Here is a 14607-nt window from a genome sequence, read left to right as displayed (position 1 = left end):
GTGCGCAGGCTTGCCTTCTGGACGGTCGCCGCGCTGGCCGGGTTTTTGCTCGGCTGGCGGATCGATGCGGTAAACGGGCCCATCTGGGATGAATCCTACTACGTGACGGCGGAGGCCCGGGTGCACCAGGGCCAGCTTCAATTCGCTTCGCATCCGCCGCTCGGCATTTTGCTGATGGCGGGTGGCGATGCCGCCAGCGGTCTCAATCGGGATGTGAACTGGCGGAAGATCGCCGCGGCCAAGTCGATCCGCGGCCAGGACATGCCACCGGGTTTCGATTGGCGCGGCCCGCGGCTTGCCCCGGTGATCTTCGGTGCTCTGTCTGCGGGGCTGTTTTTCCTGCTGATGGCGGACCTGACCGGCAGTACCGGCGCCGGTTTGCTGATGACCCCATTGTTTGTCTGTGACCCAGCGCTTCTGGCGCAGTTCAGGGCCGGACAGCTTGATGCCTTTCAACTGGCGTTCGTGCTGGCGAGCCTGATCTGCGCGGTCAAGGCGCTGCGCAGAGATGGAGTGCAGGCTCGCGCCTGGGCAGCCGGATTCGGCGCCGCTCTCATGCTGGCGGCGATGGTGCGTGCCAACGCGCTGGTGCTGGCGCCGCTCGGGCTTTTGCTCACGGTGCCGTGTTTGCGCCGCAGGTACTGGGGCGGCGCGATAGCCTGTGTGGGGGCGGGTGCCGGTGCCGCCATTCTCGCCGCGAGTTGGGTGTTGGCGGTCATGCTCATGGTTTCGCCACTGCCGCCCGATGTTTCGACGGAAGCGGGCCGCATTGATGCCGCTTATGTCAAGCATGACTATGCGCGGGAGAATCTGTTCGCGGCGATCACCAGCTATGGCCTGGATTATGCCGCGTTCATGCGTGCGGATCTTGATGGCATGGCGCGCACCGACACGAATGCCTCGCATCCGGTGCAATGGCTGCTGGGAGGCGGTGCGATCACTTACCGCTGGGACGCGTCGGACCGGCATGTCTCGGCCGTGGCGCTTGTTCCGAACCGCGTGGCCTGGCTGGTTTCGCTGGCGGGAGTGCTTTGGGCGCTTGCGGTATCTGTGGTGCGCAGGGGGCGCAACTTGCGCGATGACCCGGCAGCGGGGCTGCTGCTGGGCGGCTGGCTGCTCAGCATGGCTGCCCTCGTCTGGCTCGATGGCCAGCGCGTGATGTACCTCTATCATTATTTCATCCCGCTCGTGCTGGGCTATGGCCTGGCGGCGAGGGCCTGGCGTGGCATGAGCTGCAGCGATCGGATGACATGGCCCATACTCGCCGCGCTCACCGGTTATGCCATGTTCGCCTTGCCACTTGCGCTGCATCAGCCGGTTTCGCGGGAGCATTGCCGCCTGCTGCTGGGGGACTGCGGGCAAACCCGGCAGGACTGAAGCGGCCCGGGCCGGCTGAAGTCCGCTGCATCATTTGGAAATCATCTGAAATCTGGCGGCAAACCCGCCCTTTTAACGCCATTTCCTGTGGGCAAGCGGGCTTGTCCGGACGCAGCCTGGCCAGCCCGGCGAACAACGCGGGAGAATCTATGAATATCTTGAACGAACGATCACCGTCCGGCCGCCGGACAATCACGTATTCAGGGCTGGGGGCCTGCCTTGCCGCCGTTCTGACGCTGGCCGCTTGCGGCGGCGGGGACAGTTCATCGTCTTCGTCGGGCACCTCGAGCAGCAGTTCGTCGTCGAGCTCCAGTTCGAGTTCCAGCTCAAGCTCGTCGTCCTCTTCCTCGAGCAGTTCCACGTCGTCTTCCTGCACCGACAGCGGGGACAATGGCGCCTATGTTACCTGTCTTGCGCAGGCATTCTACAACACCCTGAGCACGTCGCAGCAATCGACTGTCCAGCTCAGTCTCACCGAAACCAACGCAACACAATACTGGACAAACCTTCCGGTCAGTTCGAGCAACCGCAAGGGCGTTTCACTTTCGGACCTGTCCGATACCCAGTATGCTGCGGCTGAACTCCTGATCAATGCAGCACTGACTTCGCAGGGCCAGACGACCATGGCCAACTTGCGGACGGCGGACCAGTACTTGCGCACCAATGGCGGCGGCACCAGCTACGGTGAGGACATCTACCACATCTCGTTCCTGGGCACGCCTTCGACGAGCAGCGCCTGGATCCTCGAATTCACCGGCCACCACTATACCTGGTTCTACGCCATGGACGCGTCAAACACGCCGGTCAGCCTGACGCCGAACTTCGTGGGCGTGGAGCCCGTGAGCTACACTTCGAGCGGGTCCACCCTGACGCCGATGGCTTCGGAACACGATGCGATGAAGGCCATTCTTGATTCCTTCAGCTCCAGCCAGCTGTCGGCGGCGAAGCTCTCGGCTTCGGTCAGCGATCTGGTGGTCGGTCCGCAGAACGACGGCAATTTCCCCTCGACCCAGTCGGGCATTGCGGTGTCCGCGCTGTCGTCCAGTCAGCAGGATCTCGTGAAGGCGGCGATCGCGGCATACGCGGGCGATGCCAATGGCACCGGCCAGTATGACGCCTATGTCGCGAGCAGTGCGCTGGCGAGCACATACATCTCGTGGTCGAACTATTCGGATCTCGCAACGCGCGGTTCCTACATGCGCATCGATGGCCCGCGCGTGTGGATTGAGTTTTCGGTCCAGAGTGGCGTGATCTTCAGCGCCAACCACTATCACACTGTCTGGCGGGACAAGACCTATGATTACGGCGGCAACTTCAGCTTCTAAAGAACCGTCGGGTCGCGGGAGCAGTCTTCCTTCGGGAAGGCTGCTCCTTTTCCTTCTGACGCTTGCCGCAGTGTTTGCGGTGTGCATTGGCACGCCTGTCCGCGCGCATCCGATGCCTGATTCCATGGTGTCTGTGCGCATGCACGAAGGTCGCTGGCGGCTGCATCTTGCCCTGCCGTTCGACCGGCTGGCGATGGCGCTGATCTCGACCGGCCGTATTCCCGATCCCGGCCCCGGTTTCACGCAATACCCGGTGCCGGACAAGCGCGTCGTTGCCCGTTACGTGCTCGACGAATTGCACCTTGCCAGCCGCGATGGCCAGCCGTGGCGCCTCTCGGTCGTTTCGCTGGCGCCGCCTGCCCCCAACGCGCGCAACTGGTCCATAGATGTTGATGCCGTGGCTCCAACGGGCGCAGACCTGCGCAAGGCTGTGTTGTCCTATGATGTGATCATCCGCGACGTGATCCCGGATGTGGCCGTGATTGCCGTCGATCAGGACTGGCAGGGCGGCGTCCTGCCCGGCCAGCCGCGCCTGCTCGGCAAGTTGTCCGAGGATGACCGCACGATCACCATCGACGGCGCCCATGGCACCGGCCTTGCCGCGCTGGGCCAGATGGTGGGCATGGGCGTGTGGCACATCCTCGAAGGCGCCGATCACATCGCCTTCCTGCTCACACTGCTTCTGACGGTGACACTGGCGGCGAGGCAGGGGCATTGGATCATCGAGCGCCGCCCCCGCAAGATCCTGTCGAACACACTCTGGCGGGTGTCGGCCTTCACGGCCGGGCACACGCTTTCGCTGCTGGCAACCTCTCTGCGCTGGCTGCCCGCGGCGGGGCAGGGGATCGAAGTTCTGATTGCGATCTCGGTCGCAGTCACGGCGCTGCATGCGCTCACGCCGATTGTCCCGCGCCGCGAGGCCTGGGTCGCGGGCGGCTTCGGCCTCATCCACGGCATGGCCTTTGCCACCGCCATTCGCGACCTGGATCTCTCGACGGGCCAGACCGTTGCGGCAACGCTGGGTTTCAATCTGGGGATCGAACTGGTGCAGCTGGGCATTGTCGCGGTGGTGCTGCCGCTGCTGCTCTGGCTGCGCACGCGGACGTTCGAGCCCATGGTCCGCCGCCCGGTTGCGGCGGCAGCGCTGATAATGGCCGTCTGGTGGGCGGTCAGCCGGATGCTCGGGGAGTGAGCATCCGCAAGAGGCCGGTGCGCATACACCGGCCTCTTGCGGCATCGGCGCTTATTCGCCCCGAATTTCGGTGAGCTTGCGTTCCCAGGCGAGCGCGTGTTCGACGATCACCGGCAGGTCGGCATATCGTGGCACCCAGGGCAGGGTCGCCTTGATCCGGCGGTTGTCCGAAATCAGCGAGTCCGGATCGCCCGCACGGCGGCCTTCCATGCGCCGGTCGATTGTCTTGTTGGTCACCCGGTCGACCGCGTCGAGCACTTCGAGCACCGAGAAGCCCCGGCCATAGCCGCAGTTCATCGTCAGCGACTGCGCCGGGTCAGCGATCAGCGCTTCCAGCGCCAGCACATGGGCATTGGCAAGGTCCGACACGTGGATGTAGTCGCGCACGCCGGTGCCGTCGGGCGTGTCGAAATCGGTGCCGAACACCCCGACATGGTTGCGCTTGCCCAGCGCGGCCTCGACCGCGACCTTGATGAGGTGCGTCGCGCCCGCCGTGGATTGTCCCGTGCGCGCCTGCGGATCGGCACCCGCGACGTTGAAATAGCGCAGCGCGCAGAAGTTGAACGGGTGCGCTTTCGCCACATCGCCCAACATGATTTCTGTCATCAGCTTGGACATGCCGTAGGGGTTGATCGGCTCCTTGGGGCTGTCCTCGGTGACCGGCGATACTTCGGGGATGCCGTAAGTCGCGGCTGTCGAGCTGAAGATGAAATGCTTCACGCCGACCGAGACCGCTGCTTCGATCAGCGCGCGGCTTTTGGCGGTGTTGTTGTGGTAGTATTTCAGCGGGTTCTCGACCGATTCAGGCACGATGATCGATCCGGCAAAATGCATGACCGCGCCGATCTTCTGCTCGGCAAAGATGCGTGCGAGCAGTTCCGCGTTCTCGATATCGCCTTCATAGAGCGGCACACCGTCGGGAATGGCAAAGCGGAATCCTGTAGTCAGATTGTCGATCACGGCGACCGGCCAGCCGGCATCCTTGAGTGCCAGAACAGCATGGCTGCCGATGTAGCCGGCGCCGCCAGTAACGAGGACGGGGAGTTTGGTACTCATGGTTGTGGAAGGCTGATTCCCTGAGGCAAGACAACGCCGCATCTGCGGTGATGCGGCCAATAGCACCGATTCCTGACTATTTGTCTAACCGCGCGGCGAAAGTGCACGTCCGGTTCGGATCAAACAGTCCTGTTTTCAGTCTTGCTGAATCAAGCTCAACGGTCAGCCGCAGCGGAAATGTTCGAGGATCCGGCCGTCGATCGGCTCCTTGAAACGCACGGCGACATGGCAGGCGTCCTTGCGGGTGGCGCTGGCATGGAACGGGCCGACGGCGCCGATCCACAGCGAAACATCGCCATCGCTGACAGTTTCGCAGGCGTCGGTTTCCAGATCGCACCCCTGATCCGCGAGGCCCGAAATGCGGACTTTGGCGGTCTGGCCCGGTGCGATGCACTCGCCGTAGAGTATCGTTGCCATAGGCATTCATGCGTCCGGGATCAGCCGGACCCTTCCATTCAATTTGCCGCCGCAGCTGATGCCGTCTGGCGGGCGGGAACGTCGCCCCGCTTCCTCTCCCTTACGCGCCCTAAAGGTCAGAACGGTTTCAGGCCAGTGTTCATTACATGACCAATGCTGACAAAAGCTTGAATGTGCCTTCCGTTGCAGGACTTACCATTGTCGTCGCGGTTTGCAGCAGGAATGGCGCGGTGCCACGAGAGCGGCCACATAAATTGGCCGATATCACTAGGCTGTCGGATTCAGCACCGGCGCTAGGCGAGTTCCTCTTTCGCGCTGTTGCCGTTGGCATTTTCGCCAAACAGGGCCTTCACGAAGGCGTCCCGCCAGTACACGACATCTTCGTCCCGCACCGACGCGAGCAGTTTTTCGTGGCGCTGTCGCCGTTCGGTGAGCGGCATGTCCAGCGCCTGTTTGATCGCCTCGCTGACATCGTCGATCGAATGGGGGTTGACCAGCAGCGCGTCGGTCAGCTGCAACGCGGCACCCGCGAACTGGGAGAGGATCAGCACTCCCGGATACTCCGGGTTCTGGGCTGCGACATATTCCTTTGCCACCAGATTCATGCCGTCGCGCAAGGGCGTGACGAGGCCGATGTCGGATGCGCGGTAGAAGCCCGCGAGCTGGCGGCGGGGATAGCCCCGGTTCACGTAGCGGATCGGCACGAAGGCGACATCGGCATGGGCGCCGTTGATGTGCCCGGTCTTCCGCTCAAGGTCCTCGCGGATCTGCTGGTAGCTTGCAACGTCCCCGCGCGAAGGCGGGGCGATCTGCAGCAGGACCACCTTGCTGGCGATGTCCGGATAGTCGCCCAGGAACCGCCCGAAGCTCTCGAAGCGTTCGCCCAGACCCTTGGAATAATCGAGCCGGTCCACACCGATCAGCATCTTGCGTCCGCGCACGCTGGCCTTGAGATGATCGTAGGCTTCCTGTGCTTCGTCGCTCTCTGCTCCTTCGACGAATTCCTTGTAGTCGATGCCGATCGGAAAGGCGCGGGCGACGATGCGGCGCCCATCATAATCGATGGTGCCGTCCTCGTTGATAGTGAGGCCCATCTCCTTTTCGACATAGTGCAGGAAGCTCCCCAGCCATTCCGTGGTCTGGAAGCCGATGACGTCGTATTCCAGCATCGAGCCCACCAGCCGCTCGTGGAATGGCAGTGAAACAAGCAGCCGCGCGGGCGGCCAGGGCGTGTGCAGGAACAGGCCGATGCGGTTCTTCACGCCCTTCTGCCGCAGCAGCGAGCCGAGCGGCAGCAAGTGGTAGTCATGCACCCAGACCAGATCGTCGGGCTCGATCAGCGGCAGTACCGAATCGGCGAAGCGCGCGTTGACCCGCTCATAGCCTTCGCCGAAGTTGCGGTCGTATTCGGTCAGATCGATGCGGTAGTGGAACAGCGGCCACAGCGTGCGGTTGGCATAGCCGTTGTAGTACTCGTCAATGTCCTGCGGCTCGAGGTCGATGGTTGCGGTGGTGACATCGTCGATCCGCTGCATGTTGAGATGGCCGGTGAACGTCTCGGTTTCCTGTCCGGACCACCCGAACCAGATGCCGCGATGCTCGCGCAGGGCCGAATTGAGCGCGACCGCGAGACCGCCCTGCGCACCGGCCGCTCCGGCGGCCTTGGGCACGGAGACCCGGTTCGATATGACGATAAGCCTGCTCATTCCTGTATCCCCTGTGCAGCGCGGACGGCTGGCCGCCGTCCGGCGGGAGTCAGCGCCAGTCCCGCCACGACCGGGACAATTGCCCGGCGCAGTTGATTATGCCGACGAGCGAATAGGTCTGGGGGAAGTTCCCCCACAGTTCGCCGGTCTCGAAATCCATGTCTTCCGAAAGCAACCCCGACCGCGTGCGATGCCCAAGCATCGCCTCGAACAGCCGCCGTGCTTCGTCATCGTCGCCGCTGCGGTGCAGCGCCTCGATCAGCCAGAACGTGCAGATGTTGAAGGCCGTTTCTGGGAGTCCGAAATCGTCCTCGTTGGCATAGCGCAGCATGTGCTCGCCGCGCCGCAACGCCTTTTGTACGGCTTTCAGCGTGGCCTGGAATTTCGGGTCTTCGGCCTTGACGTAGCGCAGTTCCACCATCTGCAGGAGGCTGGCATCGAGCTCTGATCCACCGAAGCTGGCGGCATAGTGCCCGCCCGCTTCGTGCCCTTCCACTTTGCACCAGGCGCTATCATCGATGTGCTGGCGCACGGTGTTGGCGCGCTCGCGCCACAGTTTTGCACGGCCGGTCAGACCGAGATGCTCGGCGGCATTGGCAAGGCGGTCGCACGCCGCCCAGTTCATCACGCTCGAATAGGTGTGCACGGCCGTTCGCGTGCGCAGTTCCCACAGGCCCGCATCGGGCTGGTCGTGCGTCTTCCACGCCATCTCGCCCACTTCCTCGAGGCTGGCGAAATCGTCCATGTTGGCGATGCGCAGCAGGCGCTGGTCGGTGAAGGCCTGGATCGAGGGCAGAACGATCTGCCCGTAACAGTCGTTCTGGACCTGATAGTAGGCGGCGTTGCCGACCCGCACCGGGCCCATGCCACGATAGCCAGGCAGGTCCTTGGCTTCCCACTCGATGATCTCACGCGCACCGCTGACGGCATAGAGCGGCTGGATCGCACCGCCTTCGGCATCGTCGACGATGTTGCGCAAGTAGGAGAGGTACTTTTCCAGCACGTCGAGCGCGCCGAGGTGGTTGAGCGCCTGCACGGTGTAATAGGCGTCGCGAATCCAGCAGTAGCGGTAGTCCCAGTTGCGTTGCGAATGCGGTGCCTCCGGGATCGAGGTGGTGAGCGCGGCTACGATCGCGCCGGTTTCCTCATGCTGGCAAAGCTTGAGCGTGATTGCGGCCCGGATCACTGCATCCTGCCAGTCGAGCGGCGTGGCAAGGCTGCGCACCCACAGGCGCCAGTAGTCGCCGGTCAGCTGCAGCATGTTGTCCAGTTCGTGCTCGACATTGCCGCCGAACGGCTCGTCGGGACCGAGGAAGAAGTGCAGCGCCCGTTCGACCCGGAAATAGCGCTCGTCAAGCACGTAGCCGACGGGCGCATCAGTGGTCAGGCGCAGGGTATTGCGCTCGACGAGGTAGCGGATGTGATTGGAGCCGTGCGTGATCTGCGCGAGCTGGGAACCGTATCCGCTCATCGGCGTCAGCACCGTTCGAATACGGGGTGAGCCCGTGACCGGCCGGACCACCCGGGCATAGGCAACCGGACGGTATGTGCGGCCGCTGCGGTTGAAGCGCGGGCAGAAGTCGTAGATGTCGACCGCACCGCCGCTGACATCTTCCAGCCGGGTGACGAGGATCGGGGTGTTGCGTAAATAGTGCTGGCGGACCGAGACCTGATTTTCCAGCTCGAAGCGCCAGGTACCTGCGTCCTGCCCGTCCTGCCCGCGCATCAGGGCACAGAATGCCGGATCGCCATCGACGCGCGGCACGCAGCCCCAGACGAGCGCACCGCGCTGGTCGATCAGCCCGCTGACCTGGCAATTGCCGATGGGCCAGAGTTCCAGTGTGCTGTGTTGGGGGGCGTTGCGTTCGGGCGAACTCATGGGTGGGCTTTCTCCTCAAGCGCCGCTGCAAGCCATTCGTGGACCGCGGCAACGTCCGCGAGGCGCCAGGTGGCGGCGGTGGCGCGCATCGGCCCCACCAGAATGCCGTTGCCGCCGAAGCGGGCAACGGCGCGAAAGGCGTCCTCGTCGGTCACGTCGTCGCCCACGAAGAGCGGCTGGGTGCCGATGAACCCGTCAAGCTCCATGAAGCTGGCGACGGCACTGCCCTTGTCCGATCCGGGCATGACCAGTTCGACTACCTGCTTGCCGTGCTTCATCTTGAGGCCATGCGCCGTGGCGAGGCCTTCGGCGCAGGCCAGCAGGTCATCCCGGGCGTGGGGATGGTGACGATAGTGCACTGCCACGCTGAACGGCTTGGGCTCCACCAACAGACCACCATTTGCCTGTGCGAAGCCCGAGAGTGCATCCACGATGCCATCGGGCAAGGGATCGGCAAGGGCGTGGATGCCGCCATCGGCGGCGGGCCGGAACTCGCCGCCGTGCGAACCGGCCATGGCAACGTCAAGCGAGCCCAGCAAGGCTTCCAGCGCGCCGAGCGAACGGCCACTGACAAGCGCCAGCCGGCCGTCGAGGCGCCGTGCCAGCGCTTCGATCAGCGCCGGAAGCGAGCGGGCGACGACAACGGCATCGGGGTGATCGGCGATGTCGACAAGAGTGCCGTCGAAGTCGAGAAACAGCGCGGTCCGCGGGGTAATCCGCAGCGGTGGCGGCTGGGGGAGATCGCGCTTTTCGGCGCCATGTTCCGCCAGCGAGGTCGTGTCGCTTGGATCGGTCATTGTGTTCAGTCTTGCACCATCGGACAGGATATGGCCACCCCCACCCTTTACGAAAATTCCGCAGGTGCGAAATCGCGGTTGGTCGGTCCGTCTTGCCCTGCCAAACAGCTCACGGAAGCCGTCAAACGAATGTCTGGAGCGACGGTTCCGTCAGGTGCATGCGGTTGAAAACAGCAGGATGGATCGCCATTGTGCGCGCCTGCGAGGGGCCGCGAGGGCCGCTACGCCAGGAGGAACAGATCTCGATTTTCGATGATGCGCAGTCGTTGCTGGCCCGGGCCGGTGTCTTCGAGGGCGGACTTGCCAGTGCAGCGCTTGGGGTGGCCGGGCTGGTTCTGCTCGGATGGTTCGCCAACTGGCTGGCGAAGAAGCTGGTTGTTCGTCCGATAACCCGGATCATTGCGCGCACCCCCCTGCGCAACGAGGCCAGCGACGTGCGCGCGCTGGTGACGCACCTTGCCAATGTGGTGCCTGCCGTGATCCTGTTGCAGGGGATTCCTCTCATTGCGGGCCTGCCTGAGCGGTTCGTGGTGTTCGTGCAGGTGGTGGCGGAATCCTTCGTGGTGTTCACGCTGGCGCGGGTGCTGTCCGACCTGCTCGAACTCGCCAACGATGCCTACGAACTGAAGCCCGAAGCGGCGAGCCGGCCGATCAAGGGCTATGTGCAGGTCGGCAAGATCGTGATCTATGCTGCCGCGGCGATCCTCATCACTGCCACGCTGATCGGACAGTCGCCGTTCCTGCTGCTGTCCGGCCTCGGCGCGCTGGCAGCGGTGCTTATGCTGATCTTTCGCGACACGATCCTATCGCTCGTTGCTTCGGTGCAGTTGCGGTCGAACGACATGTTGCGCGTGGGGGACTGGATCGAGATGCCGCAGCTCAATGCCGATGGCGATGTGATCGATATCGCGCTGCACACGGTGAAAGTGCAGAATTTCGACAAGACCGTCACCACCATTCCCACGCACAAGCTGATTTCGGATTCCTACCGCAACTGGCGTTTCATGCGCGAATGGGGCGGGCGGCGAATCAAGCGGGCACTGCTGCTTGACCAGACCACCGTCAGCTTTCTCACCCGGCAACAGTGGGAAGATTTGCGCGCCTTTGCGATCCTGCGGCCCTATATGGATGCCAAGGAACAGGAACTGGCGGTCTGGAATGCCTCCCATGCCTATGGCGAGGGCGAGGGAGACCGTCCAGCCAACCGCAGGCGGCCGACCAATGCGGGGACGTTCCGTGCCTATGTAATTGCCTATCTCAAGGCCCATCCGCGCATTTCCAAACGGGGCACTCTGCTGGTGCGCCAGCTCGAACCGACCGAAAAGGGCCTGCCGCTCGAGATCTACTGTTTTACCGACACGGTGGACTGGGGCGAATACGAGGCGATCCAGGCGGACATCTTCGATCATCTCATCGCCATCCTGCCGCAGTTCGGGCTGAGGCTGTTCCAGCAGCCGGGCGGGGCCGATCTTGCCCGTCTGGGTGATTGCCTTTCGCACGACGCGCCGGGAGCCATGCAGACGGCGTCGCAAAATGAAACGGTCGAGGCATGACCGGGAAGCTTGTTGACGTCTTGCAACGTAAATGACGCAAGCTATGGATAATTCGGCGCGGGCGGCTGGCGTGGTGCGAATACTGCGCCGTTACGAAGCGAATTTCCTGAAAGGCTGTGCATGAAGAAGATTGTGGCGTTCGATCTCGACGGGACACTGGCGCTGAGCAAGCAGCCACTGACCGACGAGATGGCAGATCTGATCGCCCGGTTGCTGACGGTTGCGCAAGTTGCGGTCATTTCCGGCGGCGACTGGCCACAGTTCGACAAGCAGGTGGCCAGCCGCCTGCCTGCTCATGCAGACCTTTCGCGCCTGTGGATGATGCCGACCAGCGGCGCCAAGCTCTTCATCCATCGTGAGGAGGCGTGGACGCCGGTCTATGCCGAACTCTTCACTGAAGAGCAGAAACGCGAAATTCTCGAAGCCTTCGATGCGTCGCTCGAGGCAACCGGCTTCACCCCGGAGGAAACCTGGGGCGAGCGGATCGAGGATCGCGGCAGCCAGATCACCTTTTCCGCGCTGGGCCAGCAGGCCCCGCTCCATGCCAAGGAAGTCTGGGACCCCGACTTTGCCAAGCGCAAGGTCATCCAGGCCGATCTGGTCAAGCGTCTGCCGGGCGTCTCGGTCAATCTGGGCGGTGCGACCTCGGTCGACGTGACCCAGCCGGGCGTCGACAAGGCCTGGGGTCTCCGGCGCCTTGCCGAACACAGCGGCGTGGCCGAGGCGGACATGCTGTTCATCGGCGATGCCATCTTTCCCGGCGGCAACGATTATCCGGCCAAGGCCATGGGGCTCGATACAGTCTGCGTGCGCGATCCGGGCGACACGGCCAATGTGATTACGGCGATCGTCGCCTGCCAGAAGCCCGGCTGACGCAAGTGCGGGCATCCGTCCGGGAAAGGCCGCGATGCCTGCCTTCTATCTGACGCTGATCGCGGTTCTGTTCGCCGGGATCGGCGCGCGTGATCAGGTGACCATTGCCGGGCTGGCGCGCGTGCAGGGGCAGCGGCCGGGTGTGCTGATCGTGGCGCTGCTCTCCGCCGCACTGACGGCTGTCTTCGCGGCCTGGGCGGCGCAAGTCGTGCTGGCCGAACTGCCGCCGCCGGCCCGGACGATCTTTGCTGCCATCGCGCTCGGCATGGCAGGGCTGGAATCGATGATACTGCCCCCCCGGCGCGAACCGCGCGAGCCGACGCATTCGCTTGGCGCGCTTGCGCTGGTGCTGCTGGCGCATCAGGTTACCGATGCGGCCCGTTTCCTCGTCTTCGGCATGGGCGTGGGTTTCGCCGCGCCGTTGGCATCAGGCGTGGCCGGGATCGTCGGTGGCTGTGTTCTGGCCGGGTTTGCCTGGGCGTTCCCGCAGATGCTGGACAGGCCCGCCGCGCGGTGGCTACGGCGGATAGTGGGAGCCTTGCTGGCCGTCGTAGCGCTCGGAATGTTCCTGTCGGAAATCGGGATTCTCTAATCGGAAAAACCGATAGAACAAAGTCTTATAATCGGTGTTTTACCTCATAGATTGATTTCAACACGTCAAAGAGGGAACGACGACCATGACTTCCAAGGACAATTCCAAGGCCGCCCTGATCGATAGCCTGAACGGCCTGCTGGCAGACACTTTCGCGCTCTACCTGAAGACCAAGAACTTCCACTGGCACGTGCGCGGCCCGCAGTTCCATGACCTGCACCTGCTGTTCGATACGCACGCGACCGAAATCTTCGGCCTTACCGACCTCATCGCCGAACGCGTGCGCAAGCTGGGCGGGACGACCATGACCTCGATCGGCTCGATCGCCGCCAAGACCAAGGTCGCCGACGAGGATGATACCAGCCTTGATGCGATGGCGATGGTAAAGCGTCTTTTCGAGGACAACACGGCATTCGTCGCCACGCTCAAGTCGGTGAAGGAACTGGCAGGCGAGGCGGGCGACAATGCTACCGACGGCATTATCGACGACTGGACCGATCAGGCCGAGCAGCGCGCGTGGTTCCTGCGCGAAATTATGGCCTGACCATTCCGCAAGGGCATCGGGAGTGCTAGACACGCCCCATGCCCAGGATCGAAATCATCGAACAGGCCGGGGACGGTGTGATTGCTGCATGGCTGGCCCAGCGCTTGCGCGCTGCGCTGGCCCAGTCGCCCGAGATCGCGATCAGCGTGCCGGGCGGCTCGACCCCATTCCCGATCTTCGACCTGCTGGCGAACGAAGACCTGCCATGGGAGCGGATTTCGATCTGGCCGGGCGATGACCGCATTGTCGAAGAGGACCATCCGGCCAGCAATGTCGGCAAGATCCGCGCGCGGCTTGAGCCCGTGGGGGCGCAGATTGTCCCGCTGGCCGAGGACGCCCGCCCACCGCATTTCGCCATTGCCTGGCTTGGCATGGGCGACGACGGGCATGTCGCCTCGCTGTTTCCCAATACCGATCCCAAGGCTGACGATCCGCACCCGGTACGCCGTCTCACGCCCGATCCGTTGCCGCCGGGCGCCCCGTTCGACCGTCTCAGCCTCACCCTCCCCGCGCTGACCGACAGCGACGAGATCATGTTCGTCATCCGGGGGGCGGACAAGCGCGCGGTATTCGACGCAGCGGTGAAGGGAGAGAATGACCTGCCCGTCGCACGCCTGCTGAGGGCCGCGCGGCACAAGGTTACGTGTTTCTGCTGAAGATACTGCCTGCACCGCTTCACCGGGCACTTTACCGTCTGGCGCACTGGGGGCGAAAGCAGGCGTGGAAGGCCTGGCATTCGAACGTGATCGGCGTGCGCGTCCTTGCGCTCAACGACGCCGGGGCCGTGCTGCTCGTTCGGCATTCCTACGGTTCGCGCAACTGGGCGCCGCCGGGGGGAGGTCTGGGTAGTGGCGAGGATCCGGTCGCAGCAGGCCTGCGCGAACTGGCCGAGGAGACCAGCTGCGTACTGGACAGGGCGCAACTCGTGGCCGTCGTCGACGAGGACCTTTATGGCCTCAACAACCGGGTCCATGTCGTCGTGGGGTGTGCCCGCGGACCAGCGGTCCCTGATGAGCGCGAGATCGTCGAGGCAGGCTTTTTCCGGCTGGACGCGTTGCCAGGCAACATGCGCGCCGGGCTGGCGGAAAACATCAGGGAGTGGGTGCAAGCCTACGGGGGCAGATAGGCGCAGGCCCCATTGATGCAGCAAGCTGCAATGCTAAGCGTCTGCCGCAAATTCGCTCGGTCACTCAATTTTTGGCGTGGCAGCGTGGGACCAGTCGTTCGAGGTCTTCCCCGCCCGTCTGGCCCCGGCCTTTTTCCTCAGTATCCGCTGCTGTTTTCGGTCGATCCGCC

14 protein-coding genes are annotated in these 14607 nt (G+C 63.7%); 9 read left to right on the top strand and 5 right to left on the bottom strand.

Translation table 11 applies throughout. The features are described 5' to 3' along the window. The 3 genes from MTR64_RS18350 to MTR64_RS18340 all read left to right on the top strand — a co-directional run bounded on the left by MTR64_RS18350 (window position 1) and on the right by MTR64_RS18340 (window position 3894). Window positions 1–1377 (top strand): phospholipid carrier-dependent glycosyltransferase, encoded by a 1377-nt coding sequence (locus tag MTR64_RS18350; protein ID WP_243995960.1) that lies wholly within the window; start codon window positions 1–3, stop codon window positions 1375–1377. A gap of 149 nt (window positions 1378–1526) precedes the next feature. Next, window positions 1527–2702 (top strand): DUF3500 domain-containing protein, encoded by a 1176-nt coding sequence (locus MTR64_RS18345; RefSeq protein ID WP_243995959.1) that lies wholly within the window; start codon window positions 1527–1529, stop codon window positions 2700–2702. Between the two features lie 112 nt (window positions 2703–2814). Continuing rightward, window positions 2815–3894, top strand: coding sequence for a HupE/UreJ family protein (locus MTR64_RS18340; RefSeq protein WP_243995958.1), 1080 nt, complete (start codon window positions 2815–2817; stop codon window positions 3892–3894). Between the two features lie 51 nt (window positions 3895–3945). Here the strand turns inward: MTR64_RS18340 and galE are convergent, their stop codons facing one another. The 5 genes from galE to otsB all read right to left on the bottom strand — a co-directional run bounded on the left by galE (window position 3946) and on the right by otsB (window position 9749). After that, on the bottom strand, window positions 3946–4950 hold the full coding sequence (gene galE / locus MTR64_RS18335; protein ID WP_243995957.1) for a UDP-glucose 4-epimerase GalE: 1005 nt from the start codon (window positions 4948–4950) through the stop codon (window positions 3946–3948). Window positions 4951–5112: 162 nt separating this feature from the next. Next, window positions 5113–5373 carry a hypothetical protein gene (locus MTR64_RS18330; RefSeq protein ID WP_243995956.1) on the bottom strand — a complete coding sequence of 87 codons (261 nt, stop codon included), beginning with the start codon at window positions 5371–5373 and terminating at the stop codon, window positions 5113–5115. 287 nt (window positions 5374–5660) lie between these two features. After that, a complete protein-coding gene (otsA, locus tag MTR64_RS18325; protein ID WP_243995955.1) occupies window positions 5661–7073 on the bottom strand; it encodes an alpha,alpha-trehalose-phosphate synthase (UDP-forming) in 1413 nt (470 codons plus the stop codon). Between the two features lie 49 nt (window positions 7074–7122). After that, on the bottom strand, window positions 7123–8952 hold the full coding sequence (locus tag MTR64_RS18320) for a glycoside hydrolase family 15 protein (RefSeq protein WP_243995954.1): 1830 nt from the start codon (window positions 8950–8952) through the stop codon (window positions 7123–7125). Beyond that, entirely contained in the window at window positions 8949–9749 is an 801-nt protein-coding gene (gene otsB, locus MTR64_RS18315) for a trehalose-phosphatase (RefSeq protein WP_243995953.1), read from the bottom strand. Before otsB ends, MTR64_RS18320 begins: the two co-directional genes overlap by 4 nt. Window positions 9750–9913: 164 nt before the next feature. Between otsB and MTR64_RS18310 the strand changes: the two genes are divergently transcribed. The 6 genes from MTR64_RS18310 (at window position 9914) to MTR64_RS18285 (ending at window position 14437) form a co-directional block, all read left to right on the top strand. Further along, on the top strand, window positions 9914–11302 hold the full coding sequence (locus MTR64_RS18310) for a mechanosensitive ion channel family protein (protein WP_243995952.1): 1389 nt from the start codon (window positions 9914–9916) through the stop codon (window positions 11300–11302). Between the two features lie 120 nt (window positions 11303–11422). Continuing rightward, window positions 11423–12175: an HAD-IIB family hydrolase gene (locus tag MTR64_RS18305; protein ID WP_243995951.1), complete on the top strand. Its 753-nt coding sequence runs from the start codon at window positions 11423–11425 to the stop codon at window positions 12173–12175. Between the two features lie 34 nt (window positions 12176–12209). Further along, entirely contained in the window at window positions 12210–12767 is a 558-nt protein-coding gene (locus tag MTR64_RS18300; RefSeq protein ID WP_243995950.1) for a hypothetical protein, read from the top strand. Between the two features lie 85 nt (window positions 12768–12852). After that, a complete protein-coding gene (locus tag MTR64_RS18295) occupies window positions 12853–13311 on the top strand; it encodes a Dps family protein (RefSeq protein WP_243995949.1) in 459 nt (152 codons plus the stop codon). Between the two features lie 38 nt (window positions 13312–13349). Continuing rightward, entirely contained in the window at window positions 13350–13967 is a 618-nt protein-coding gene (locus tag MTR64_RS18290; protein ID WP_243995948.1) for a 6-phosphogluconolactonase, read from the top strand. Beyond that, window positions 13955–14437 carry an NUDIX domain-containing protein gene (locus tag MTR64_RS18285; protein ID WP_243995947.1) on the top strand — a complete coding sequence of 161 codons (483 nt, stop codon included), beginning with the start codon at window positions 13955–13957 and terminating at the stop codon, window positions 14435–14437. The genes MTR64_RS18290 and MTR64_RS18285 overlap by 13 nt, the downstream gene beginning before the upstream one ends. The last annotated feature ends 170 nt before the right edge of the window (window positions 14438–14607 follow it).

It is taken from the genome of Novosphingobium album (ex Hu et al. 2023) (genome assembly GCF_022832385.1).
In the GTDB taxonomy this organism is placed as follows: Bacteria; Pseudomonadota; Alphaproteobacteria; order Sphingomonadales; family Sphingomonadaceae; genus Novosphingobium; species Novosphingobium album.
This window is presented reverse-complemented; position numbering and strand designations above follow the sequence as displayed.

Coding starts and splice junctions, on each gene's coding strand:
- MTR64_RS18345 (WP_243995959.1), top strand. CDS start 1,527: ATGAATATCTTGAACGAACGATCACCGTCCGGCCGCCGGACAATCACG.
- MTR64_RS18295 (WP_243995949.1), top strand. CDS start 12,853: ATGACTTCCAAGGACAATTCCAAGGCCGCCCTGATCGATAGCCTGAAC.
- MTR64_RS18330 (WP_243995956.1), bottom strand. CDS start 5,373: ATGCCTATGGCAACGATACTCTACGGCGAGTGCATCGCACCGGGCCAG.
- galE (WP_243995957.1), bottom strand. CDS start 4,950: ATGAGTACCAAACTCCCCGTCCTCGTTACTGGCGGCGCCGGCTACATC.
- otsA (WP_243995955.1), bottom strand. CDS start 7,073: ATGAGCAGGCTTATCGTCATATCGAACCGGGTCTCCGTGCCCAAGGCC.
- MTR64_RS18320 (WP_243995954.1), bottom strand. CDS start 8,952: ATGAGTTCGCCCGAACGCAACGCCCCCCAACACAGCACACTGGAACTC.
- MTR64_RS18290 (WP_243995948.1), top strand. CDS start 13,350: ATGCCCAGGATCGAAATCATCGAACAGGCCGGGGACGGTGTGATTGCT.
- MTR64_RS18305 (WP_243995951.1), top strand. CDS start 11,423: ATGAAGAAGATTGTGGCGTTCGATCTCGACGGGACACTGGCGCTGAGC.
- MTR64_RS18300 (WP_243995950.1), top strand. CDS start 12,210: ATGCCTGCCTTCTATCTGACGCTGATCGCGGTTCTGTTCGCCGGGATC.
- otsB (WP_243995953.1), bottom strand. CDS start 9,749: ATGACCGATCCAAGCGACACGACCTCGCTGGCGGAACATGGCGCCGAA.
- MTR64_RS18340 (WP_243995958.1), top strand. CDS start 2,815: ATGCCTGATTCCATGGTGTCTGTGCGCATGCACGAAGGTCGCTGGCGG.